Genomic DNA, 24,691 nt, shown 5'->3' with positions numbered 1-24,691 from the left:
TGCGCAGCTATCGCTATGTAATGGTTAGCGTCTAAAACGCGGCTTACCGAGCAATTGCTCGCGTAAGTCGCGTTTTTTTGTAGGGTATATTGATGACTTTATTACGGTGCCACTTTTTGAATATCGAGGGCAGTTTTTAGCCGGTTTTCAAGCGTGGTGAGGTTTAGGGTGTCATCCCTTGGCCAGCCAATCGTGAGGCATACGCCACCGCCATCATAATCGGCTTGTTGGACGGGGATTTTCTGCTCGTCACACCAGGCACGCGCTACTGCCTCATGGGCAAAGTTAACGCGAAGCAGGTAATTATCTCGTTCGACGACTTCTCGCGTGGGTAATGTTTCAATCCCAGCGTTAACTGACTGGGCGTAAGCCCGGGCAAGTCCGCCAGTGCCCAGCTTGGTGCCGCCAAAGTAGCGAATCACCACGCAGCCTATTTCCCCCATCTGACTACCGAGCAAGGCTTGATACATGGGCCTACCTGCGGTGCCACCGGGTTCGCCATCATCAGAGAAACCTATGTGCGTTTGCTCTCCGGGAGGGCCTGCAATAAAGGCAGTGCAGTGATGGCTTGCATTGGGGTGAGCGCTCTTAGCTGCCTGCAGCAATGCATGGTAGTCCGCAGTGTTGGGTGCATGACATATCCAAGTGAGGAAGCGACTTTTTTCAACCTCAATTTCAGCGGTATGCCATGCGGCGGGTGCTAAGTCTGGGACTCGGTAACGCAATCGATACTCCCTAACGGATGAGCGGCGAATTAATGGTGCCGAGTGTTACTGGCGCCATGTTCTACGCCCATGACCATTCCCAGCACCTGAATATCACAATTATGCAGGAAAACAGCAGGCATCGCTGTATCTTCAGGCCATAAGTGAACGCCAAGCCGGCTAATAGAAAGTTGTTTTAGCGCAACCTCTCGCTGATTAATCGTCGCGATAGCGGTTTCTTGATGGCTACCTTGCTGATAACGGCGAATAATAATGACATCGCCATCAAATAGATTGCATTCGCGCATTCTGTTGCCGCGCACGCGAAGCGCATAGGTGTTGCGCCGCGTTACACGAGGTGCCGAATAAACAGGGCGACCGGTATTCGGTGTCGTTTGAGGCGGTGCTTGAAGCGGCGCTTGTTGAGTTACGTTCAAGGGTGTTGGCATTGTCATCGTCATGCTGTTTTCTCCAATGCAGCGCCCGCTCCCTAGGCGTGTAATTGAGCAGATTGCTGTGTTTATAATCGGTAGTGTTTTTTCATACAGTGTTCGTAGTATAGGCCTGTTTTTGCATACAGTGCTAGTGTTGTGCATTATTCATTGTTCTTAAGCGAAGATTGGTAGGGTCGTGCTGCGACCCCAGACCGCAGAGAGCGACTGGCGGGAAAGGGGCTTTCCGTGTAGAGTTCGACGCAAAATCTACGTGCCTGGAGATATCATTGAGCCTCTGCCTGCAAGCCCGACAGCTAGCCTGTGAGCGCGATGACCGCTGGCTGTTTGAGGGGCTAGACCTTGATATTCAGCGTGGCGAAATTGTCCGCATCGAAGGCCCTAACGGGAGCGGCAAAACCACGTTGTTGAAAATTCTCTCAGGCCAATTGAGCGACTACCATGGCGACATTTATTGGAATGGCGACTCAATGCGCGAGGTGCGTGAACATTTTCTCGCCAATCTACTCTATTTAGGACATGCCCCTGGCGTAAAAGCAGGCCTTTCTCCGCTGGAAAACCTGGCGTGGTACCAAGCGCTTAGCGGTGAAAAGGGAGATGATTATCAGCGTGAAGAAGCACTGGCGCAGGTAGGGCTTAGCGGCTTTGAAGATGTGCCTGCAGGCCAGCTTTCCGCAGGCCAGCAGCGGCGAGTGGCCCTTGCTAGGTTGACGCTCACCCAGCGGGCATTGTGGGTCCTGGATGAGCCTTTTACAGCAATTGACCGCCATGGAGTGGCAGCATTAGAAGCGCAGCTTGTTGCACATGCCAACGCGGGAGGCTGTGTATTAGTGACGACACATCATGAGTTAACCGCATCATCCGTGCTTAGGCGCGTTCAACTGGGGTAGAAGGAGACAGCGTTGCCAAGCTCACACGCCACGACCGGCATCCCAGAAATGTCGATGCATGCGCCTTCTGGTGGGCTCATGGTTGCCATTAGTGCCACTTTTAAGCGAGATCTAACGCTTTTGCTACGCCGTCGTGGTGAAGTGCTTAACCCACTGGTGTTCTTTGCCTTGGTGATAACGCTCTTTCCGATCGGTATTTCACCTGATCCCCAGCTGCTAGCGGAAATAGCGCCTGGGCTGTTGTGGGTGGCGGCGTTGCTGGCGGCACTGCTTTCTCTGGATAGTCTTTTCCGGAGTGACTATGACGACGGCAGTTTGGAGCAGCTACTGCTAGCCCCTCAGCCGCTGGCGGCTCTTAGCCTTGCTAAAGTTGCCGTTCACTGGTTGCTGACAGGACTACCTTTGGCACTAATGGCGCCGATTTTAGGTATCATGTTGGCACTTCCTGCTGGTAGTTACGTGGTTTTAGCGATCTCGCTGGCATTGGGAACCGCAAGTCTCAGCTTGATTGGTGCGATTGGCGCGGCGCTTACCGTCGGGTTGGCTCGAGGTGGTGTATTGCTGTCCCTGCTGGTGTTGCCGCTCTATATTCCGGTTCTTATTTTTGGCGCGGGCGCCGTACAAGCCGCCATTTTAGGCGATGGTATCGCGGCACATCTTGCTATTTTAGGCGCACTTTTAGCGATTTCGTTAATGCTAGCACCCTGGGCTATCGCCGCATCGCTACGCATCAGCATCAACGGTTAAAGGACGAAAACACCATGTGGGCCTTTATAAATAAACTGAGATCACCCAAGTGGTTCTACTCGATTAGCGCCAAGCTGCAGCCCTGGTTCTGGGCAGCGGCGGTGCTCTTGCTGCTGGTGGGAACCGTCTGGGGGCTGGCATTTGCTCCCGCGGACTACCAACAGGGCAATAGCTTTCGCATTATCTATGTCCACGTTCCTGCCGCTTTTTTAGCGCAATCCATTTTTGTATCGATGGCGATTTCAGGCTTGGTATTCATGGTCTGGAAAATCAAAGTAGCCGATATGGCAGCTACAGTGATGGCACCCTTGGGCGCTGTTATGACCTTTGTAGCGCTTTTTTCAGGCGCGGTATGGGGAGTTCCTACCTGGGGAACTTGGTGGATGTGGGACGCGCGCTTAACGTCCATGCTGATTTTGCTGTTTTTGTATTTAGGTGTCATTGCACTACGCGGCGCTTTCAATAGCCGCGATAGCGGCTCGCGAGCAGCATCAGTGCTAGCGATGGTGGGCGTGATTAATATTCCGATCATCAAATATTCAGTGGACTGGTGGTATACCCTGCACCAGCCTGCCTCGTTTACGATTACCGGACGCTCGGCAATGCCCATGGAAATGTGGGCACCACTGCTCATTATGGTGCTGGGTTTCTACTGCTTTTTTATTGCGTTGACCCTGATGCGTACACGCAGCGAGATACTGCGTCGTGAAACCAATAAGCGCTGGGTGCAAGAGTTAGTAGAGGAGGTGAGATAATGGCTTTTTCCTCGCTCAATGAATTTTTTGCCATGGGTGGTCACTGGCTCTATGTTTGGGCTGCTTGGGGCATTACTGCGTTGTTGATGCTGGTAATAGTTTGGCATGCGCGCCAAGAGCGCAGCCAACTTCTGAAAGGCGTAAAGCGCCGCGTGCGCCGCCAAAACGCTCACTCCCAGTCCGCGCAAGTACCGGTTAACTCTGCTCAAAGGGACGTTCGTAATGACGCCTAAACGTAAACAGAAGCTGTTCGTTATTTTAGGGTTGGTTTCATTAACCGCGATAGCGGTGGGGCTAACCCTTTATGCGCTGCGCTCCAATATCAATTTATTTTTTAGCCCAGTACAAATTGCTCAGGGCGATGCGCCTATGGAGCGCCAGATTCGCGCGGGTGGAATGGTTAAAGAGGGCTCGGTGTCGCGAGACCCCGAAAGCCTTGATGTTGAATTTACCGTGACGGATTACGTCGATGACTTAAACGTCTATTACAGCGGGATTCTGCCGGACCTCTTCCGTGAGGGGCAGGGCGTGGTCGTAGTAGGTGAGCTACAGGCAGATGGGCGCTTATATGCCGATAAAGTCTTAGCTCGCCACGATGAAAATTATATGCCGCCTGAGGTGGCGCAAGCATTGGAAGAAGCAGGTTACTCTCCGGCAGATTTTCAGGCAAAAGCGGCCGAAGTGGGTAAGCGTTTGGAGCAGGAAGGCACCCCCAAAGCAAGCGATTATTAATGTCTTATCGTGTCAAACAGACGGTTATGCCCAATGCTAATTTGGAGCGCTCATGTTCATCAAAATGATTCCTGAAATCGGCCACTTTGCTCTGGTCATTGCCCTGTTGATGGCCGTGATTCAAGCTGTGATGCCGCTCGCAGGTGCAGCTACTCGTCGCCCGTTATGGATGGCTTATGGCAAGCCTATGGCAACAGGGCAGTTCTTCTTTGTTGCCATTGCCTATTTGTGCCTAACGGCCAGTTACATGCTGGACGACTTCAGCGTGGCGAATGTCGCCAATAATTCAAACTCACTGCTGCCCTGGTACTACAAGTTTAGTGCCGTATGGGGAAACCATGAAGGGTCGGTATTGCTGTGGAGCTTGATGTTGGCTGGCTGGGGTTATGCCGCTTCAGTGTTCTCCGGCGATTTGCCTCGCGACATGGTGGCACGTGTGCAAGGCATCATGGGAATGGTCTGCGTTGGCTTCCTGCTGTTTATCTTGATGACTTCCAACCCATTCGAGCGACTATTGCCGAACATGCCTCAAGACGGGGCCGATCTTAATCCGCTGCTGCAGGACTTCGGGTTGGTTGTACATCCTCCCATGCTCTACATGGGGTATGTGGGTTTCTCAGTGGTATTTGCATTTGCGATTGCCGCACTGCTGGGTGGGCGTTTAGACGCTGCCTGGACCCGCTGGGCGCGCCCCTGGACTAATGTGGCCTGGGCATTTCTTACCGTAGGCATTGCACTTGGTAGTTGGTGGGCTTATTACGAGCTTGGCTGGGGCGGTTGGTGGTTCTGGGACCCGGTCGAAAACGCCTCATTGCTGCCCTGGTTAACAGGAACGGCGCTGGTGCACTCGTTGGCGGTCACAGAAAAGCGCGGCTCTTTTAAAAGCTGGACGGTGCTGCTGGCTATTTCAACCTTCTCGCTGTCACTAATGGGCACGTTCCTAGTGCGCTCTGGTGTACTAACTTCAGTGCACGCGTTTGCTAATGACCCTTCTCGCGGCTTCTTTATCTTGATGCTGCTGGCAATTACTGTGACGTTGTCACTGCTGGTATTTGCACTGCGCGCCCCTCGTGTGAGCCATAAAGTCGGGTTTAATTGGTTATCCCGTGACTCATTGTTGTTGGTCAATAATATTCTACTGGTCATTATGACGGTCACCGTGCTGTTAGGGACGGTCTATCCGCTAATTTTGGACTCTCTTGGGCTAGGCAAAATCAGTGTTGGGCCTCCTTACTTTAATGCGCTTTTTGTGCCGTTAACGGTACTCATGTGCATGTTTATGGGGCTTGGCCCCATTGCCCGCTGGAAAAGTATGAATGCCAGTGAGCTGTGGCGTAAGCTCTGGCTATCCGGCGCTGCTGCGCTAGTGCTAGGCGGTGCGATGCCTTTGCTATATGGCGGCGAATGGAATTTGTGGGTGTCCTTGGGGATTATTTCGGCACTCTGGATCGTGCTGCCTATCGTGCGCGATCTATTCGACAAAACCCGCCATGCCAGCTCCTTTATGGCCGGGCTGCGTAAGCTGTCGCTAGCGTACTGGGGCATGGTGCTTGGTCATGTGGGAATTGCGGTCACCATCGTCGGTGTGGCGGTTGTTTCCAATTACAACATCGAGCGCAACGTGCGGATGTCACCGGGCACGACTGTTGAAGTGGCCGGTTATCAGTTCACCATGACTGAGCTGACAAATCGCCGAGGCCCCAACTTCCTGGCAGACACGTCCATCATTCAGGTACAGCGCGGCGACTCTGGGCGTAGCTTTGTGATGCGTCCAGAAAAACGTCTCTATCTTGCGACGGGTATGCCAATGACCCAGGTGGCGCTTCGCCCAGGGCTGTTCCGTGACCTTTATGTAGCCATGGGGGAAGATTTAGGCGACGGTAGCTATGCGATGCGTGTTCAATACAAACCGTTTGTACGCTGGCTATGGCTTGGCGGGTTGCTGATGGCCTTCGGTGGCATTCTGGCGATAGTCGATAAGCGATACCGCCGTGTCGTATCGCGCAAAGCGCCTGCTAACGCAGCCTCTGCAACGCCTGAGTCTGGAATGTCTAAGGAAGCTACGGTATGACACGTCGCCTGTTGCTTTTACTGCTGCCCATTGGCTTTTTGGGGATCGCACTATTTCTGTATCAGGGGCTAGGGCGCGACCCCTCGCACCGTGACTCTGCGTTAATGGCCAGACAGTTTCCTGCGTTTGAAGCCACAACACTGCGCGATGAAAACCGCCAAGTTGATCAAGCATTGTTAACTGGTGACGTCACCCTGGTGAATGTATGGGGCGAGTGGTGCCCTGCCTGTAAGCAGGAAATGCCGCAGCTGCTGGAATTGGCTGATCAGGGAATTCGCATGGTCGGCATTAACTATCGAGATACTCGCGAAAAAGGGCTGGAATTTTTGAGTGAGTTTGGTGATCCCTTTGAAGTGAATATCTTTGATCCCGACGGTAGCCTTGGCTTTGATTTGGGGGTTTACGGCGCGCCGGAAACCTTCCTGGTTGATGCTGACGGCGTCATTCGCTACCACCACAAAGGCTACGTGTCACCGGAAGACGTTCGTGAACGCATTTTGCCGGAGGTGGAAAAATGGCGCTAATACGCTTAATGCTTACCGTCGCGCTGCTGGCACTGACCAGCAGCGCGTTGGCTGCTGGTATCGAGATACGAGAGTTTGACGATCCTGTTATGGAGCAGCGCTATCGCGACCTGACTGCTTCAATGCGCTGCCCTCTGTGTGAGAACCAAGCAATTGATGATTCTGATGCGCCAATTTCCGGTGATATGCGTGAGCGCGTTTATCAGTTGCTAAAGGATGGTCAATCGGATATCGAGATTGTTAACCACATGGTGCAGCGGTTTGGAGAGTACATTCTTTATAACCCGCGCTTAGAAAACCGTACTTACCTGTTGTGGGGATTACCGATAGGGTTAGTGCTGCTCGGCGTGATTGTCGTCGTGATGATGGTTCGCGCTCGGCGTAATGCCTCAGCGAAGGCGCTTAGCGCCGAAGAGCGTGCCCGCCTGGATGCCCTGATTAACCGCGAGAGGTCTTCATGACACCGCTGTGGATTGCGATTGCTTTACTATTACTGCCCGCGCTTTGGTTAATGATAGCGCCGATGCGCGGTGCCCGAACGCTGCGTGACCAACTAGATCACTTTGAAGCAAACGATACTGCTGATGAGCAAAACGTGGCAATTTTTAAGCGCCGTTTGGCTTCGCTAGAAGCTGCTTACGAACGTGGCGATATGGATGAAGAGCGGTTTAAAGAAGACCGCCTAGAGTTAGAGCGTAGCCTATTAGAAGACACTGCCACCCGTACTAAGCGCCCCTTAAAGACGGCGACGGCAGGCAGGCTTGCTGTTCCCTTGGTTATGGTGGCTGTGGTGGGAGCGAGTACATTTTGGTATCAGCAAAACGGCGCAGAAGGCGATTTAACGCTTTACGCTATTCAGCAAGAAGTGCAAAACGACCCCGATGGCTCACTGGCCATGTATTTAGAGCGCATGGAAGCAGAAGCCATGCGTCAACCGAATAATCCCAATGTATGGAGTTCGCTGTTTCCGCTTTACCGTGAAACCGGTCAGGCCGACAAAGCAGCTGATGCGTTAGAGCGGTTGATTGCTATTGAAGGGCGTATTCCTCCGCTGCTCGCCCAGCTTGCTCAACTGCGATTTTTTATGGCAGGGCGCGAACTGACCCCCGAGGTACAGTCGTTAGTGGACGAGACGCTAGCGCAAGATCCACGCCAGCCCACGGTGCTTGGCTTGCTGGGTATTCATGCGTTTGATAATGGTGATTATGAAACGGCGGTAGATCGCTGGCGTCGCGCTGTTGCAAACATCGAAGATCCCGATACGGCATCCTCTTTACGTGAAGGCATTCGCGTTGCTCAAGAGCGTTTAGGTATAGCGCCAGAAACAGCGGCGGTTGAAACCGCCCAAAGCCAAGGCGTGCGTGTGACCGTCTCATTAGACGAAGCGCTGATGGATAATGTAAGCGACGATGCTAGCGTGTTTATTACCGCCCGCGACATGGAGGGCGAGTTGCCGCCGCTCGCTGTTATTCGTGCCCAGGTGTCAGAGCTTCCCATGACAGTCGTACTGGATGACACCGCAGCCATGTCACCTCAAGCGCAAATCTCACAGGTACGTGAAACACGCTTAGTCGTTCGTGTTTCTCAATCTGGTCAGGCAACCCCTCAGCCAGGCGATCTCTTTGGTGATCTGGAGAGCGTTAGCGTTGGAACGATTAGTGAGGATGATGCGGCAAATGTTGTTATTGACCGCGTTTTTGAATAACGTCCACGCAAACAACCGCTGCGAAGGGTCGCAATGCGCTTAACCTCTATTCGTCTTGTTGGGTTCAAGTCTTTTGTTGATCCAGTAACGGTGCCTTTCGATGGCAATATGACTGCCATCGTTGGGCCAAATGGCTGTGGCAAATCCAATATCATCGATGCAGTGCGCTGGGTAATGGGGGAGTCCTCCGCTAAAACTCTGCGCGGCGAATCCATGGCTGATGTTATTTTCAACGGCTCCACGGGCCGTAAGCCGATCAGTCAAGCTTCTATCGAGCTCAAATTCGATAACCGCGATGGCGGTATGGGCGGCGTTTACGCTCAGTACTCAGAAATTGCGGTAAAACGCTTAGTCACCCGCGACGGCCAATCCAATTACTTCTTTAACGGTCAAAAGTGCCGTCGGCGAGATATCGCCGACCTGTTTATGGGCACCGGTTTAGGCCCACGTTCTTACGCCATTATTGGCCAGGGAATGATTTCACGGCTAATCGAAGCACGTCCCGATGACCTGCGTGCCACGCTTGAAGAGGCTGCCGGTATTTCAAAATACAAAGAGCGCCGCCGGGAAACCGAAAACCGCATGCGCCGCACTCAGGAGAACTTGGAACGCCTGGATGATATCCGTGAAGAACTGGACAAACAGCTCGAACGTCTCAAGCGTCAGGCAGAAGCAGCCAAGCGCTATCAAGAGTTAAAACAGCAGGAGTACCGCCTAAAAGGCGAGCTGGCGTTAGTGCGCGGACGTGCATTGCGCGCTGAGCAATCTCATCAAGAGAGCCGAGTACGCGAGCTGGAAATTGCGGTAGAGAAAGATGTCTTTGGCGTGCGCCAGTGTGAAACGCGCCTGGAACAAGCGCGCGAACAGCACGATGAACTGGCCGATGTACTGGATCGCCATCAGCAACAGTTTTTTGAAACCACCACCCGTATTGCCCGCCTGGAGCAAGATCAAGCGCACCGACGCAGTCGTGAAGCTCAATTGGCCAGCGATATAGCAACGGCCCGCCGCGATCTTGACGAACAGCGTCGGGTCAGCGAAGGCGACCAGGAGCGTTTTGTCGCCATAGAGGCTCGCTTGGAGGATTTGCTTCCGGAGCATGAAGCCCTTGAAGAGCAGCTAGAGACGCTTGAGCAAACGTTAGCGGATGCGACTCCCGTCCTAGAAGCTGCCGAACAGCAGTGGGCAGATGCGGAGAATCACTGGCGCGATGCCAGTCGGGAAGCGGACCGTAGCCAAGACCAGTTACGCGACTTAGAGCAGCGCATTGCGCGCATGCAGGCGCAAAATCAGCGCCGCCGTCAACAGCGTGGCGAACTTGCAGATGTCACTGAATTGCGTAACGAACACGCTGAATGCCAAGCCCAGCGAGAAGAGGCTGAGCAACGTGCTGAAGCCTTCCAAGCCGAACGTGACCAGTGGCAGCAACGCTATAGCGATGCCAAAACAGCTTATCAACAGGCCTCCCAGGCTCGTGATCACCAGCGTGCCGAATTAACTCAACATCAAGGCGAACTCTCGTCACTAAAGGCGTTAATTGATGCTGCCCTAGCAGATCACGACCCTGATTTAAGTGACGCATTAGTGGCTCAAGGCTTAGCCGATGCGCCACGGCTCGGTGAAGCGATTAGTGTGGCACCTGGCTGGGAGCGAGTGATTTCCTGGCTGCTTGCGCCGTGGTTAAACGCCCGCTTAGTGTCTGCGAACCAGCTAACCGCGCTACCTAACGCCCTTGCCACTGATTGGTGCTTGATTGATCAAGCTGAGCGGCCTGCGTCATCAGCGCAGCGCTTGGATTCGTTGGTGAAGGGAGCCGGTGCGTTAGGGGGGTGGTTATCAAGTATTCACTACGCTGAAACGAACGAAGATGCTGATGCGCGGTTAGCTGACTTAGCGCCAGGGGAGAGTGTTGTCAGTCGGGAAGGCGTGTGGCGCGGGCGCGGCTGGCTGCACCAGCAGGCTAACGGTGAAGGCGTCGATGCACTGCTGGTCACACGCCGCCGGTTTGATGAATTAGACGCCCGTCTCACACAGGATGAAGACGCGTTAGCGTTGCTGGATGAGCAGTGCGAAGCCGCGAGCGAAGCTATTGAGGCGCTAGAGCAAACCCGCGAGCAGCAGGCCGAGCAAGAGCGTGCCCACGCGGCTGTGCTTCAGCAACTTGCAGTGAAAGAGCAGCGACTAGCCCAACGTCTGGAACATTTAGAGAGTCGCGCCACTGAGTTGGATGATGAACTCGCTCAGCTACAAGAGGATGAGGCGGAGTTAACGCTCACTCTAGAAGAGCAGCGCGCTCGATGGCATGCCGCGATGGAGCAACTGGAAGCCGCTACCGAAGCCCGTGAAACCAGCGCTGAACATCGCGGCCATCAGCGTGAGCAGCGTGACCTGTTAAATCAACAGCATGCTCCTATGAAGGCGCGTCAGCAGGCATTGGCACTAGAGCGAGAGCGGTTGAACGCTGAACGGGATAGCCTACGTGCCCAGCAAAGTCGCAGTAGCGACAGCGAAGAGCGCCTTTCGCTACGTATTGCTGAGTTAGAAGAGTCGCGGGAAATGCTGGTAGAGCCCGATGAGTTGGCTGCCGAAGAGTTAGAAGAGCTGCTACACCAGCGCGAGCAGCAGGAACGCCGCCTCAATGACACACGCCAGCAAGCCCAGGCATTGGCGGAGCAGCTGCGCAATGATGAGCTGGCCCGCCAGCAGCATGAGCGTAACTTGGAGCAAAGTCGTGAACAGTTGCAGCAGCGCCGTATGGATGTACAAGCGCTGGCGCTTAAGGCGGCTACTCAGGATGAACAATTAGCAGAACTGGGCCATGACCCAGATGTTCTGGCCGAGCATCTGCCTAGCGATGCCAGTGAAACTGCTTGGCAGGAACGGTTGGAAAACACGACAGATAAGATTCGCCGTTTAGGTGCCATCAACCTTGCGGCAATCGAAGAGTACGATCAACAGGCCGAACGGCGTAACTATCTGGAAGCGCAGCACGCTGAGCTTACGGAAGCATTGGAAACCTTAGAGCGGGCTATTAAACGCATCGATCAGGAAACCCGCGTGCGTTTTCGAGAAACATTCGATCAAGTTAACACTGGCCTACAAACGCTATTTCCACGGGTGTTTGGCGGAGGGGCTGCTTGGTTAACGCTCACTGGGGATGATTTGCTAGAAACCGGTGTGGCAATTATGGCGCGACCGCCAGGTAAGAAAAACAGCACCATTCACCTATTGTCGGGTGGTGAAAAGGCGCTAACAGCACTGTCGTTGGTTTTTGCAATTTTTCAGCTGAATCCTGCGCCTTTCTGCATGCTGGACGAGGTAGATGCCCCGTTGGATGATGCCAACGTAGGGCGCTATGCCAAACTTGTTAAAGAAATGTCAGAAAGCGTTCAGTTTATCTATATCACCCACAATAAAATCGCGATGGAGGCCGCCGAGCGCTTAATGGGGGTCACCATGCAGGAGCCTGGTGTGTCGAGGCTTGTATCGGTGGGTATTGATGAGGCTGCTGCGCTGGTTGATTGAGTGTTTTATCGGAAAATGCAGAGCCTTCTATTGCAGTGAATTAAACGAATTTACTCCTTAAATGTCTCGTGAAATATGAAAAAATGGCTATTCAGCGAGCCTGTGACCGATTGTGTGTTGAATAGATAGAGAGACCTGCCGCTTTATAGTTGACGTTGCCTAGCTATCCCAGGCTGTGCTCATTAGTTACTATTTATAGCGCTTCTTTCTTTTTATTTTCATTATAAAAATCTATATTTATCAGCGGTTTATTTTATTTCTTTGTTTTTGGTTAACTGAGTTGATCATGATGCTGGGGGTTGCTCCTGCTAAAGAAAATCGCGCAGCTGAACAAGCTCATTTATCTAAAGCGGATAAATCTGAAATGTGAACTTTTATTATCTTTGTGCAGCGTTAGTTAATGGTTTAAAACATATATGCTATGATTTCATTAGCTATTACATGCGGTTTGTTATGACAACGCTTCTTGTGAAGACAGTTTTGATAGCGCCGCATTTGTTGAAACGTTTTTGATAGAACGATTTTGATAGAACAGCAGTTGGCAGGGCAGTCTTGGCAGAGCAGTGGCGTTTCGTTACGTGAGTTTGAATGTAGGCTTGTCATGTTTAGGTGTGAAGGGCGAGCGAGGGAAAGAAAATCTTCCCTATAGAAAGCAGACAATGATGTGGCGATATGTCCTGTCGGGATAAATTAGCGCTAAAATGGCACTTTTCTTAGTTGATATAGTCCAAGATTTGGCCTAAAACCACCTATAGCGGTGTTAAAGCGTGAAAATCTGCAAAAAGTGGCCCTTTTCGTAGCAACCGCGCTATGCTTGATGGTAGTTAGCTAACATCGGATATGTTACGTCATCAGGCATAGCGCCTTTGCAACCGGTATATTGACCCATGGAATGCTCGACATGGAATTAAGAGAGTGGTTAATCATTCTAGGACTGGCACTGGTATCGCTCATCGTTGTTGACGGTGTGCGCAGGCTTCAACGCCAACGCCGTGTGCCCCGTCTGGATCAAGCAGTCAAAGACTTGCCAGCCGCTAAATTCGAAGAATTTAATGATGAAGTCAAAGAAGCGGAAATAAACTGGGAACTGCCTAATGGTGGTGCTCGGGTCGTTAAGCCTGCTGACTATAGCAATCTTGGGCAAAAACCCAAGTTGGAACGCCAAGAGCACCCTGGGCCTTCCAAAGTGCTGTCTGATTTTCGCCGTTCTTTTTCTAACTCTGCCAGCTCGGCTAAATCAAAAGCTAATGCTCATTTCTCATGGTCTCGTAAAAATGAGCCACGAAAACATGAACAGCCGTCTGCTGTCGGGCATTCCATGTCGGCGAATCACACACACGTTCAGCCAGATACTGCTTCAGTCGAGCACACGCTAGGCATGTCTGCGATTCCTGAACCCGAGCGCCGGGAGCCTAGCGTATTTATGGCTGACGAAAAAACCAACAATATCGCTAGCACTGAAACTCAGCAAACAGAAGCCGCTCGCCAAACGACGAGCGAAGAACCTACATCTCCAACTGAACCTGTTAGCCCTAAGTCGTTTAATCCTGAAACAAATAGCCCTGAGGCACTTCGCACCGATAGCCCCGGCGCACAGCCAGTACCTGAACGAGCCGAGCATTACAAATCAGACGCCAATGATCAGAGAGTAGATGTTGAGAAAGTGAAAGTAGGTGAGGAGCAAGAACATCAGACGGCTACTCAAGAAACTGCAAATCTTGAAGCTAAGAACCGCGCGGAAGCGGCGTCAGCTGGAATTGATGAGCAAATTGCATCAAGTGTAGAGACTTCAGTTGGAAAAACGGCAGAAGATACCATTACTGCAGCTGAACCGAGCGTAGAAGTAGAGCCGACGCTGAGAGCCGAACCTGAAGATGCCGTATTTGCTCAACATGCCTCTGACACTCCCAAACGTCGTCAATTGCGGTCAGACACTGCGGGTGAAGACAGAGACCTAGACGATGATGAGGTTGATGAATATCGTTTGGTCGACTTCGAAGGTATTGGGCGTTCCTTCAAACGTCGCTTAATTGAGCGTCGTAAAGAAAAAGCGCGTAAGAAAGCAGAGAAAGCTAAACGAGCGGAAGCTCTTGCCAAGCAAAAAGCAGAACGTAAAGCACTTGAAGCCGAGCGCAAAGCGCTTGAGGCGCAGCAGCGTCGCGAAGCAAAAGAGGCGGCAGAAGCCGAAAAAGCGCGTATTGCACAAGAACAAGCTGAAGCACGTGAGGCCGCTGCGGTGGCCGCTGCCGCGGAGCGTGAGGCTGCGCAATATAACGAGGCGACGATTTCTGCGCACGACGATAGCTATCACGATGTTGATGGTTATGAAGATGTTGATGGCTATGACGATTACGCACCCGAAACGGGATACCGGGATAATGTTGTGCGTACGCATCCCACGTTAGAAAAAGCGCTACGTCATGATGTTAACAGCGAGCGCGCCAGGGATACGCTCACCGACGCTTCTGAAATGGTGGTGATCAGCGTGCTTTCGCGGGAGCCTGAAGGTTTTGACGGCGGTAAGCTGCTTGAACTAATCATGGCCTGCGGTCTTCGCTATAGTCGTGAAATGGGCGTCTTTCACCGATTCGAAACAGAAAGCTTCGACAGCGAACTGCAATTTTCAATGGTGAATGTACTCAAGCCTGGTACGTTCCCTATTGAAGAAATGGATGAGTTTGTGACCCCTGGTATTACGTTCCTAATGCCGCTACCGGGTGCCAGTGATAGCTCAGCGGCGTTTGAAGCCATGGTCGAAACAGCAATGGTTGTCGTACGCCATATGGGCGGTGAGCTTAAAGATGAAAACCGTAGCGTGATGACCGCGCAAACGATAGAGTTTGCGCGCCAGCGGGTTCATGAGTTTGAACGTCGCCATCGCCTGCATCGTCATATGCAGGCACGCTAAACGCCGCGTCGCTTCAACACCCGCCTTCCTAAAGAAGGCGGGTGTTTTTGTTACTAAACACCTGTTTTTTTGTATGCCGGAACAACTGAATGAGTCAGCCTGAGAAAAAACTTCTGGAAGAGATTAGCCAGCTGCGCGCTGATCTTGATGATGCAAACTACCGCTACTATGTATTAGACAACCCTAAGCTGACCGACGCAGATTACGACCGCAAGCTGCAGCGGTTGAAGCAATTGGAGTCTGAATACCCCCACTTGGTCTCGCCGGATTCCCCTACTCAGCGCGTGGGGGCTGCACCAGCGGAAGGTTTTCCTGAAGTCGCCCACGCGATCCCGATGCTTTCATTGGATAACGCTTTTAGCCGCGATGATATTACGGCATTTGCCGAGCGAGTGGCTGAGCGTTTGGAGTGTCAGGTCGGAGACATTGAATTTAGCTGTGAGCCAAAGCTTGATGGTGCCGCGGTATCGTTAGTATATGAGCAGGGCATACTGGTTAGCGGCGCAACCCGTGGCGATGGCCGTACTGGGGAAGGTATTACATCGAATTTGCGCACTTTGAAGTCCGTTCCGCTAAAGCTATTGGGCGACAATATTCCAACGTTATTAGAAGTACGCGGCGAAGTCATTATGCGTCATGCAGGCTTTGAAGCGCTCAATGATCGAGCCAGGGAAGAAGGCAGTAAGGTCTTCGCTAACCCGCGTAATGCGGCGGCTGGCAGCCTACGCCAGCTTGATCCGCGAATTACCGCAACACGCCCATTAGAGTTTCATGCTTATCAAGTCGCCCGAATTGATATAGCGAATATTGCCGATAGCGCACTCGGCAATAGCATAATGACAACCCATAGCCAGCAAATGGAAAGGCTCAAAGCGTGGGGCTTTCGCTCCAGTGCGGAGCTTCGTACTGTCAGTGGCCCTGAGTTGGTGGCTGACTACTGCGAGCAACTGGGTGAAAAGCGAGACCAGTTGGGTTACGACATTGATGGCGTAGTGATCAAAGTTAACGACCTGCGCCACCAGCGGGAGCTTGGTTTTGTGGCGCGTGCGCCACGTTGGGCAGTAGCGTTTAAGTTTCCTGCCCAGGAAGAAGTTACGACGCTTAACGATGTAGAGTTTCAGGTAGGCCGTACTGGCGCGATTACCCCGGTCGCTAGGCTAGAGCCCGTCACCGTTGCCGGTGTTACGGTATCGAACGCCACGCTGCATAACGCTGATGAAATCACCCGTTTAGGTGTGATGGTTGGTGATACGGTGGCTATTCGCCGCGCGGGCGACGTGATCCCTCAAGTGGTGCGGGTAGATATCGACAAGCGCCCTGCGCAGGCGCGTGCGATTACCTTTCCTGAGCACTGCCCGGTGTGCGGTTCGGATATTGAACGGCTAGAAGGCGAAGCGGTAGCTCGTTGCTCAGGTGGGCTTTATTGTGCCGCTCAGCGTAAAGAAGCGCTAAAGCATTTCGTCAGCCGTAAGGCGTTAGATGTGGATGGGTTGGGCGAAAAGCTGATTGAACAATTGGTGGAACTGGACTGGGTGAAAACACCGGCGGATTTGTTTCGCTTAACCGTTGAACAGCTTCAGACGCTACCGCGCATGGGGGAAAAATCCTCGACCAACTTGGTAAATGCGCTGGATAAGGCCAAGCACACCACGCTGGCACGTTTTATTTACGCTTTAGGTATTCGCGAAGTAGGCGAAGCCACAGCGGCAAATTTAGCCAGCCACTTCGGTACACTTCAGGCCCTGCAAGAAGCTGATCAAGCGGCGCTAGAAGCGGTTAATGATGTTGGTCCGATTGTGGCCGCTCATGTTCACACTTTTTTCCGCCAAACGCACAATCAGGAAACGATTGTAGCACTGCGCGATGCTGGTATTACCTGGCAAGAGAGTGTAGTGACTCAAGGCCCGACGCCCTTGAAGGGGCAGACCTGGGTGCTCACCGGCACGATGGACACCATGACCCGCGATGATGGCAAGGCTCGGCTGCAAGCGCTAGGTGCTAAGGTGGCCGGCAGTGTTTCCAAGAAAACCACCTGCCTTGTGGCAGGCGAGGCCGCAGGCAGTAAATTAACCAAAGCAGAGCAGCTGGGCGTTGAGGTGATCGATGAAGCCACCTTTATCGAGCGTCTAGCTGCCTGGGAGCAGAGTGAATGAGCCGTTTTATTGAAGTTCCAGCACGCATGCTGCCGCCGGAAACGTTGGATGCTTTGCTTGAGACATTTGTGACTCGTCAGGGATATGACACCACCGATACTGGCGCGGGCATGGACGGCTGGGTGGTTGAGCTGAAGCAGCAGCTTGAGCGTCATGAGCTTATTATCGCTCACGATCTCGAATTGGAAATGACCGAGGTGATGACTCTCGCCCAATGGCGCTCCTTTGGGCGAGATCTTGCCGATGATGAGGAAGAGGGCGATTACTGAGCGCGTACTAGCGCGCTAATAATCCGCCGACCTGGATGTAAATGGTCCACTAACGACAGCTCTAGTGGCATCGGCTCATCACACATTCGCGAGGCAATGACCTCGGCACAGAGCGGGGCGCTGGCAAGTCCCCGAGAGCCGTGTGCGGTAGATATCCACAGTCCTGAATGGTGCCTCCCTTGGGTGTCAGGCACGTTAGACGCATCTTTTCGCAACGCCGCGTAATCCTGCTGCCATGCATCGGCATTAGGCACTGGCCCCGCGTAGGGGCTTTTGTCTGGGCTTGCTGCACGTACGGCAGCACGGCCTGCTAGAGTGTCGGGGTTTAGTGTTACACCAGCAGTCTCAAGTGCGGCGACCCACTCAGGCAGTGCTTGGCGAAGTTCATCGATATTGCGCTGGTGATCCGCTGTTGTAACGTCGCTCGTGGCGTTATTGGGCACAAAGCTGGCCCCAAACGTCAGCACGCCTTCCACTGGCGGCGATACATAGCCGCCAGCACATACCACACGTTGCGGGCCTTGAGTTCCTGCAGGAAGCGTCATCTCGCTAACCTGGCCGCGAACCTGCTGCAATGGGAGCGCCGCGGTTTGCGCAAAGCGGTTGGCCAGCGACGCATTGGCCACCACAACATGGTCGGCGGTCAGCGTATCGCCACTGGCCAATTTGACCTGCCAACCGCTGCCGTGCTGCAGACTCATCACTTCCCCTTGATGCAAGGTGATATTAGCGTGCTGTAACAGCTGTTCGCAGAGCAGTTTGGGGCGCACCCAGCCTGCCTGGGGATAAAAAAGCCCGTGACCCGCTGTAACAGGAACACCAGCTAGTTCGCTAAGCGTCTCCGTTTGAGCTGACACCACCGCTTCTGGCAGCGGGTGGCGTGCCATAAAGTGCTGCTGGCGAATAGCCTCTTTGTCACTTAATGCCAGTTGCACTACGCCACATGGCTGCCACAGCGGCGTTTTCTGTGGCGAGGTGGACGCCTGTTGGCTAAGCCACCGCTGGCTGTAGAGAAGTCCTGATAAATAGAACCGGCTTTGGTTATTCGTTTCCGCTGCTAGCTTTACGTACAGCGCTCCCTGACGATTGCCAGAGCCACCTGCGCCGGGAGCATCGCGTTCAATGACCGTTACTTGAATATCCCGCTTGGCTAACGCCGCTGCAATGCTGCAACCGGCCATGCCTGCCCCAATGATGACTACATGGTTGGCGGGCCTTGCCGCAGGCGGCGTGAACCAAGGGGTGGATTGGCGGCGGGTGTCGTTAGGCGGCGTGTCGATATGGCCCGCTAACATTTCCCGCTTCCGTCCATATCCAGGGACCTTTTGCCAGCTAAACCCCGCTGCTTTTAATCCTCGTTTAACGACACCGGCACAGGTAAACGTGGCGAATGTGGCCCCTGGTCGAGAGCGCGCTGCCATGGCCTCGAATAGCTCAGGCTGCCACATTTCTGGGTTTTTAGAGGGAGCGAAGCCGTCTAGAAACCATGCGTCGACTTGGCCATCTAGCAGGTTTAGTCGTTCTGTGGTGTCGCCAAAGTGCAGGTCCAGAGTTACCCGCTCGTTGAGATGAAGACGGTGAATGCCGCTGACGGCTTCAGGCCATTGGGCGCATAGCGCCTGTGCATAGTGCGCCAAAGAAGGCCAAGCGCTTAGCGCGCGCTCAAGAGACACTCGGTCAAGCGGAAACTTCTCAGTGGATAACAGATGAAGGCGCGCAGTACCCGGTGCGTGTTGTTCAAAACAGTCCCACGCGCACAGCATATTAAGCCCAGTGCCAAAGCCTGTTTCGCCAACCACAAACGCGCGGCTGTGTTGCCAATCCGCAAAGCGCTCGGGAAGGTGATTCGCCCCCAGGAAAACGTGTTCGGTTTCAGCACGGCCGTCTTCCCTGGAAAAATACACATCGTCGAAGGCGTCTGAATGGGGAGACGTCTCGTTCCAGGTGAGTAAAGGAGCCGTTAACGCCGCGAGTGGGGGCAGGGCAGTAGAGCGTTGAGTCACGCGGGTATCCCCGTACTGATGAAGTTTGTGTTAAAGATTGGTTAAAAAATGATCAACTTGTTGATAAGGGCATCATCTCTAGCTTTGGGAAAAGCGTCCGCCGAGTTTTCACAGAGTTTTCCACAGGCTCTGTGAAAAAGAAGACGGACTCTTCACACTCGCCGCTATCGGTCAAGGCATAACTTTTTTAAACGGCTTAACAATTACCTTGGCATAGACCCCCGCGATGATGTATGGATCTGCATCAGCCCATGCTTGTGCGTCCTCAAGACTTTCAAATTCGGCAACGACTAAGCTACCGCTAAAGCCCGCATCGCCTGGGTTGTCGGTATCAATAGCGGGGTGGGGGCCAGCCAGAACTAGGCGGCCTTCATCACGTAGCTTTTCCAGGCGGCCAAGGTGATCCGGGCGTGCCGCTAGTCGGCGCTCCAAGCTGTTAGATACATCTTCACTGATAATAGCGTAAAGCATGGGGATAACTCCTTGTATGCTGGGGCGGTTGTCCAGTGTCGAATTGACCGCGCCCTTGTAAGCGCGCACCATGGCGAGCGCCTGTATACCGTTAAATGAAAACAGGATGCCTGTTTTGTTCACACCATTTTTTATTCACACCATCCTATTCTGACAAACTCGCCACACGGCGTCATGCTTATGCCCCTACTTCCTGAGAACTATCTTCCTGCTAACTCTCTGCCCCCTGTGTTTGATGCCGACCAGCGTTATACGGTGGATTTACACATGCACTCTACCGCGTCAGATGGCGCGCTTACCCCTACCGAGCTGGTAAAGCTGTGCGCTGAGCGTGGTCTTACGCACATGTCGCTGACAGATCATGACACCATGGAAGGCATTGAAGAAGCCGGAGTCGCGGCTCAGCAAGCTGGGATTTGCTTGGTGCCTGGCTGTGAGTTATCCACGCGCTGGCAAGGAATCAACATTCACGTAGTGGCGCTTATGCCCGGCGGTTTGCAAGGGCCGCTGGTAGAAGGGCTTGAACAGCAGCGCGAAGCGCGGATCAAGCGGGCTGAAGTGATCGCCGAGCGGTTAGAAAAAATGGGTTTACCCAACGCGCTAGAAAAAGCGCGTGCCCAGGCGGGCAGCGACCGCCCCTTAGGCAGGCCAGACTTTGCACGCGCGCTGGTAGCTGAAGGTGTGGTTGCTGACTGGGCAGGCGCGTTTAAGCGCTATTTAGGCAGCGGTAAAAAAGGCGATGTAAAAGCCCACTGGCCGGAAATTAGTGATGCAGTGGCCTGGGTGGTGGCTTCAGGTGGTGTAGCGGTGCTGGCGCATCCGCTACGCTACGGGCTTACTCGGCGCAAGCGCGGCTTACTGATGGATACCTTTCAGGCCGCAGGTGGGCAGAGCGTTGAGCTGGTGAGTGGTCAGCAGAATCCCGATAGTACCCGCGACCTGGCCCGGCAACTAGTCGAGCGCGACCTGTATGCCTCCATGGGTAGCGATTTTCATTTCCCTGGCAGCCATGCCGCCCCCGGTAGTATGAGCGTGATACCACGCACTGCTGCGCCGCCGATTTGGCAGCACCCGCGCTTAGTTCATTTGCGCGATGCACCTAGTGGTATGTTAGGTCCTGGGTCTTAAACCGCGTATCGGCTAACCTAAAAACATAATGGACAACGATATGCCCACGGGCAGGAGCAAGTGATGAGTCAATATTTTCAGATTCACCCCGAAAATCCGCAGAAACGCTTGATTGACCAAGCCATAGAAGTCATCCGTAAAGGCGGTGTGGTCGCGTATCCAACGGATTCAGGCTATGCGTTGGGCTGCCACTTGGGTGAGAAAAAGGCCATTGAGAAGATCAAATGGCTGCGCTCGCTAGATGATAAACACAACTTTACGCTGGTGTGTTCGGATCTTTCCGAGATTGGTACTTACGCTAAAGTGGACAACGCAGTGTTTCGGCTGCTGAAGGCCTATACACCAGGCCCTTACACCTTTATTTTGGATGCCACCACAGAGGTGCCGCGACTGTTGCTGCACCCGAAGCGCCGCTCCATTGGTGTTCGTGTGCCGGATCACCGCATTACCCACGCGCTGCTTGGTGCGCTGGGTGAGCCGCTGATGAGCGTGACGTTGATTCCGGTTGGAGATACCCTGCCGATGAGCGATCCTGAAGAGATCCGCGACCGCTTTGGGGCACATCTTGATGCCATTATCGATGGCGGAGCCTGTCACCTTGACCCCACGAGTGTGATTGATCTGCGCGAGCTGCCGCCCAAAATTGTACGAGAAGGCCGCGGCGATGTTACGCCGTTTACGAGTTAACACCTCTCTCTAGCTTGTAATGGTAGCCCCTGGCGGCAAGTCTCAAGGGGGCTGCTGATGTCCCGCCTGTTTCTCTATTCATAAAAAAATCCATAAAAATGATAACCATATTGATAGGTAATTCATTTAGCGCGCTATCTTTCTTATTTGAATGACCAATAAAAATAAATTATGATGATTATGCTTATTTTTGATAATTAATGATGATGGGTGGTACAGGAACTTCCCTGCAACCTGATGACCATCACTGACTGGAGATTGCTTAATGACGATATCTCGATACCGCAACGCTGCCACTGCAACGGCATTCGCAAGCTTAGCGCTACTTCCTTTATCAGGTAACGCTGTAGCCGATGACGCTAGCGCTTGTGATCAGGTTGAGTACGCCATGGGACTTCGTTACCAACAGCAATCCGCAGAAATAATTGCTTTACAGCGCCAAGGCTTCGAGCTGGCGACCTATCGTTTGGAAAAACAGATTGAAGCGCATGGTGAAGATGCCGATTTGGCCATCATTACCGATGTGGATGAGACACTCATCGATAATAGTGCCTTGTTAGTGCGCGATATGCAGGCCTGCCACGACTTTACTACTTGGGATACTTGGTTGCATTGGGAACGCGAAGGCGAGCCGCGTTTGAACCCAGGTGCCATGGAATTCCTGGAATTTGCCGATGAGCAGGGTGTGTCGATCTATTACGTGTCGGATCGCTATCAAGAAAACAAAGCAGATACGCTGGCTACCTTAGAAGCGTTATCACTCCCTCAAGTATCTGACGAGCGCGTTATGCTACTTGGTCCCCCGAAGACCGAGCGTCGCGCTATTGTCGAAGACAATCACACGTTGGTAATGCAACTGGGCGATACGCTGCATGATTTCTCGGGTGACTTTGTCGGCGCAAGCCTTGAAGAACAGCGTGATCTGGTTAACGACCACGCTGAGCGTTTTGGCCAAGACTGGATTGTTTTCCCCAATGCGAGTTACGGAAGCTGGAGCGACGCGGAGCTAGAAGCGTGGGAAGCACCTTTTGAAGACGAGTAAGCTTTAGCTTCCCATTTTAATGGGAAGCTAATTAGCTGAAGAGGCCCTAGTGAATGACTAGGGCTTTTTTTCGTCCTTTTGCTGTTCTTTTTGCTCTTCTTTTTTGCGCGGGTCTTCGCTGTCTTCGTCCAGCCATGTGCCACAGCGCAGGCAATAACGAGCGCGTTTATCATGGCGATCATGGCCACAGCCGGGGCAGGCTTCTTCCGAATAACGGTCTTCGCGAATAGAGCGGATAACTTGGGCGGAAAAAACCCCGGTAGGCACGGCGATAATCGAGTACCCCAGCAGCATCAGAATCATCGTGATCGCTTTGCCTACCGACGTGGCTGGCACAATATCTCCGTAGCCCACGGTAGTCATGCTGACGATTGCCCAATACATCGACATAGGAATGCTGGTAAAGCCGGCTTCAGGCGACTCGATGGTGTACATCAGCGCAGCAAACAGTATGACGACCATCATGATGCTGCTAAAAAACAGCAGGATCTGACGAAGACTGCGTTTAAGCGCATCGAGTAGTAAACGCCCCTCGCCGATAAACTCCATCAATCTCAGAATCCGGAAGATGCGTAGCACCCGCAGTATCCGAACGATCACGAGTCCGTGAGCACCAGGCACCAGCAGTACTAACCAGGCTGGGATAATCGCAATCACATCGACAATGCCGTAGAAGCTTTTGAGGTAAATCGTTGGGCGCTCTAAACAGTAAATCCGCACCGCCAGTTCAATGCTGAAAAGTAGGGTAAATATCCACTCTGCATAGTAAAAAATGTGCCCGTAGCGTTCGGAATAACTATCCACGCTGTCCAGCAAAATAACCGCCACGCTGATTAGGATGGCGATAATCAGCGCAATATCAAATCCTTTGGCCCCCGGCGTATCGGACTCAAAAATAATATGGAAAAGCCGTGTGCGAAGTCCTTCTGCACCGGGAGTTAATTGAAAACTCATCGCGTCATCCTGAAGTGAGCTAAATGCTTCTAGCGTAGCGTGGTTTGATAGGCGAAGCGATGGGCCAGAGTTAACGCAGCAACGCCATAAGCGGAAGTTGGCTGTCCGTTATCAGTCAGTGCCGTGGCCAATGTCTGAGCATCGCGGTGGGTGCTTTCATCCAACTGCGGGTGGGCGGCCAGTGTGTCTAACGCCTGTTGTGCGATGGTTAGGTGCTCCGCTAGACCACTGTCGTGATAGGCATCCAGCGCCACCGTAGCTCTGTGTAGCCACTGAGCCGGGGTATCAGCTTCAGGTAGTGACCACTGCTGCACGCCTAACGCATTTCCGCGAGCGGCTTTGCTGGTATCAGAAGGGCGAAGCGGTACGCTTTCCGCGAGCTTCAATGCCAGCGACCAAAGCGCCTCTGGTTTGCCTGCTTTTAATTCCAGCTCAACCTCGCAAATAGCCGCTTGAGCACCACCACTGACAATCTCTCCCTCGTCCAACACTAACTCGATATGGCTGCCTTGCCAGTCGATTTGCCAGCTGCGCCGAATAAAATCGGTGCGCAACGCAGGGCGTAGCGCTGAAATAACGGTGCCTAGTGAACCTTCAAAAGGCGGTAGGGCGGCCAAGTCATGTTGGTCAAGCTGTGGGCCTGGAACTTGCCACTCCCACTCTTGTCGGGTGGAGAGGCCGCCACCGCCGTGGCCTGCGGTTTTTACCGTTTGTAGCACACGGCCATCTATTTGGCGTAAGCGCACGGCGATCCGTGCCTTGGCCATATCGCCCGCAGGGGTATCGAAATAGGTGTTTGCAAGGTGCTGCTGTTCGGGGGGGGCTGCTAGCGCAGTGTGACACAGCAGCGTGTCTAGCTGAGCAGGTGAAAGGGCGAGTTTAAGCTCGATTTCGGTAGGTGCTGAAACAGAACTAGAAGTAGGAGTTGAATTTTTCATGACATTAGCCACCTTTATATTGTGACATTTCAA

The 24,691-nt window shown here is 53.1% G+C and carries 22 protein-coding genes; 16 read left to right on the top strand and 6 right to left on the bottom strand.

All coding sequences use genetic code 11. The features are described 5' to 3' along the window. Positions 1–101: 101 nt before the first annotated feature. Positions 102–725 carry an IMPACT family protein gene (locus L1X57_RS02005; RefSeq protein WP_009722202.1) on the bottom strand — a complete coding sequence of 208 codons (624 nt, stop codon included), beginning with the start codon at positions 723–725 and terminating at the stop codon, positions 102–104. A 29-nt stretch (positions 726–754) separates the two neighbouring features. Next, positions 755–1,165, bottom strand: coding sequence for a LexA family protein (locus L1X57_RS02000; RefSeq protein ID WP_009722203.1), 411 nt, complete (start codon positions 1,163–1,165; stop codon positions 755–757). A 260-nt stretch (positions 1,166–1,425) separates the two neighbouring features. Between L1X57_RS02000 and ccmA the strand changes: the two genes are divergently transcribed. The 13 genes from ccmA (at position 1,426) to L1X57_RS01935 (ending at position 17,435) form a co-directional block, all read left to right on the top strand. Further along, the gene (gene ccmA, locus L1X57_RS01995; RefSeq protein ID WP_009722204.1) at positions 1,426–2,046 is read left to right on the top strand and encodes a cytochrome c biogenesis heme-transporting ATPase CcmA; all 621 of its coding nucleotides are present in this window, start codon (positions 1,426–1,428) and stop codon (positions 2,044–2,046) included. Between the two features lie 48 nt (positions 2,047–2,094). Next, positions 2,095–2,793 carry a heme exporter protein CcmB gene (ccmB, locus tag L1X57_RS01990; RefSeq protein WP_186004639.1) on the top strand — a complete coding sequence of 233 codons (699 nt, stop codon included), beginning with the start codon at positions 2,095–2,097 and terminating at the stop codon, positions 2,791–2,793. A gap of 14 nt (positions 2,794–2,807) precedes the next feature. After that, positions 2,808–3,548, top strand: coding sequence for a heme ABC transporter permease (locus L1X57_RS01985; protein ID WP_009722206.1), 741 nt, complete (start codon positions 2,808–2,810; stop codon positions 3,546–3,548). After that, positions 3,548–3,781, top strand: a complete 234-nt coding sequence (ccmD, locus tag L1X57_RS01980) for a heme exporter protein CcmD (RefSeq protein ID WP_009722207.1) — start codon at positions 3,548–3,550, stop codon at positions 3,779–3,781. The genes L1X57_RS01985 and ccmD overlap by 1 nt, the downstream gene beginning before the upstream one ends. Continuing rightward, a complete protein-coding gene (gene ccmE, locus L1X57_RS01975) occupies positions 3,771–4,280 on the top strand; it encodes a cytochrome c maturation protein CcmE (RefSeq protein WP_009722208.1) in 510 nt (169 codons plus the stop codon). The genes ccmD and ccmE overlap by 11 nt, the downstream gene beginning before the upstream one ends. A 52-nt stretch (positions 4,281–4,332) precedes the next feature. Next, entirely contained in the window at positions 4,333–6,351 is a 2,019-nt protein-coding gene (locus L1X57_RS01970) for a heme lyase CcmF/NrfE family subunit (protein ID WP_009722209.1), read from the top strand. Next, a complete protein-coding gene (locus L1X57_RS01965; protein ID WP_009722210.1) occupies positions 6,348–6,875 on the top strand; it encodes a DsbE family thiol:disulfide interchange protein in 528 nt (175 codons plus the stop codon). Before L1X57_RS01970 ends, L1X57_RS01965 begins: the two co-directional genes overlap by 4 nt. Next, on the top strand, positions 6,866–7,336 hold the full coding sequence (locus tag L1X57_RS01960) for a cytochrome c-type biogenesis protein (protein ID WP_009722211.1): 471 nt from the start codon (positions 6,866–6,868) through the stop codon (positions 7,334–7,336). The genes L1X57_RS01965 and L1X57_RS01960 overlap by 10 nt, the downstream gene beginning before the upstream one ends. Next, positions 7,333–8,580: a c-type cytochrome biogenesis protein CcmI gene (ccmI, locus tag L1X57_RS01955; protein WP_009722212.1), complete on the top strand. Its 1,248-nt coding sequence runs from the start codon at positions 7,333–7,335 to the stop codon at positions 8,578–8,580. The genes L1X57_RS01960 and ccmI overlap by 4 nt, the downstream gene beginning before the upstream one ends. A gap of 33 nt (positions 8,581–8,613) precedes the next feature. Further along, entirely contained in the window at positions 8,614–12,105 is a 3,492-nt protein-coding gene (smc, locus tag L1X57_RS01950; protein ID WP_009722213.1) for a chromosome segregation protein SMC, read from the top strand. Positions 12,106–13,006: 901 nt separating this feature from the next. Then, positions 13,007–15,013: a cell division protein ZipA C-terminal FtsZ-binding domain-containing protein gene (locus tag L1X57_RS01945; protein WP_009722214.1), complete on the top strand. Its 2,007-nt coding sequence runs from the start codon at positions 13,007–13,009 to the stop codon at positions 15,011–15,013. Between the two features lie 89 nt (positions 15,014–15,102). Further along, positions 15,103–17,166, top strand: coding sequence for an NAD-dependent DNA ligase LigA (gene ligA / locus L1X57_RS01940; RefSeq protein ID WP_009722215.1), 2,064 nt, complete (start codon positions 15,103–15,105; stop codon positions 17,164–17,166). Further along, a complete protein-coding gene (locus tag L1X57_RS01935) occupies positions 17,163–17,435 on the top strand; it encodes a YheU family protein (protein ID WP_009722216.1) in 273 nt (90 codons plus the stop codon). The genes ligA and L1X57_RS01935 overlap by 4 nt, the downstream gene beginning before the upstream one ends. Here L1X57_RS01935 and mnmC read toward each other — a convergent pair. Together mnmC and L1X57_RS01925 are read right to left on the bottom strand one after the other, a co-directional pair. Beyond that, positions 17,429–19,438, bottom strand: coding sequence for a bifunctional tRNA (5-methylaminomethyl-2-thiouridine)(34)-methyltransferase MnmD/FAD-dependent 5-carboxymethylaminomethyl-2-thiouridine(34) oxidoreductase MnmC (mnmC, locus tag L1X57_RS01930; RefSeq protein ID WP_009722217.1), 2,010 nt, complete (start codon positions 19,436–19,438; stop codon positions 17,429–17,431). The two genes, L1X57_RS01935 and mnmC, sit on opposite strands and share 7 nt — an antisense overlap. 171 nt (positions 19,439–19,609) lie before the next feature. Continuing rightward, positions 19,610–19,909, bottom strand: coding sequence for a YciI family protein (locus L1X57_RS01925; protein ID WP_009722218.1), 300 nt, complete (start codon positions 19,907–19,909; stop codon positions 19,610–19,612). 180 nt (positions 19,910–20,089) lie between these two features. Here L1X57_RS01925 and L1X57_RS01920 point away from each other — a divergent pair, with 180 nt between their 5' ends. From L1X57_RS01920 to L1X57_RS01910, 3 genes are all read left to right on the top strand, one after another. Beyond that, entirely contained in the window at positions 20,090–21,037 is a 948-nt protein-coding gene (locus L1X57_RS01920; protein WP_009722219.1) for a PHP domain-containing protein, read from the top strand. A 63-nt stretch (positions 21,038–21,100) separates the two neighbouring features. After that, entirely contained in the window at positions 21,101–21,724 is a 624-nt protein-coding gene (locus L1X57_RS01915; RefSeq protein ID WP_009722220.1) for an L-threonylcarbamoyladenylate synthase, read from the top strand. A gap of 265 nt (positions 21,725–21,989) precedes the next feature. Then, positions 21,990–22,766, top strand: coding sequence for a 5'-nucleotidase, lipoprotein e(P4) family (locus L1X57_RS01910; RefSeq protein WP_009722221.1), 777 nt, complete (start codon positions 21,990–21,992; stop codon positions 22,764–22,766). A 57-nt stretch (positions 22,767–22,823) separates the two neighbouring features. Here L1X57_RS01910 and L1X57_RS01905 read toward each other — a convergent pair whose 3' ends face one another. After that, complete coding sequence (locus L1X57_RS01905) at positions 22,824–23,720, bottom strand: ion transporter (protein ID WP_009722222.1); 897 nt, start codon at positions 23,718–23,720, stop codon at positions 22,824–22,826. A gap of 29 nt (positions 23,721–23,749) precedes the next feature. Beyond that, on the bottom strand, positions 23,750–24,658 hold the full coding sequence (locus L1X57_RS01900) for a CYTH domain-containing protein (RefSeq protein ID WP_009722223.1): 909 nt from the start codon (positions 24,656–24,658) through the stop codon (positions 23,750–23,752). Between the last annotated feature and the right edge of the window lie 33 nt (positions 24,659–24,691).

It is taken from the genome of Halomonas sp. TD01, assembly GCF_923868895.1.
Classification (GTDB): domain Bacteria; phylum Pseudomonadota; class Gammaproteobacteria; order Pseudomonadales; family Halomonadaceae; genus Vreelandella.
Note: the sequence above shows the minus strand (reverse complement) of the source record. Positions and strands in the feature narration are given on the sequence as shown.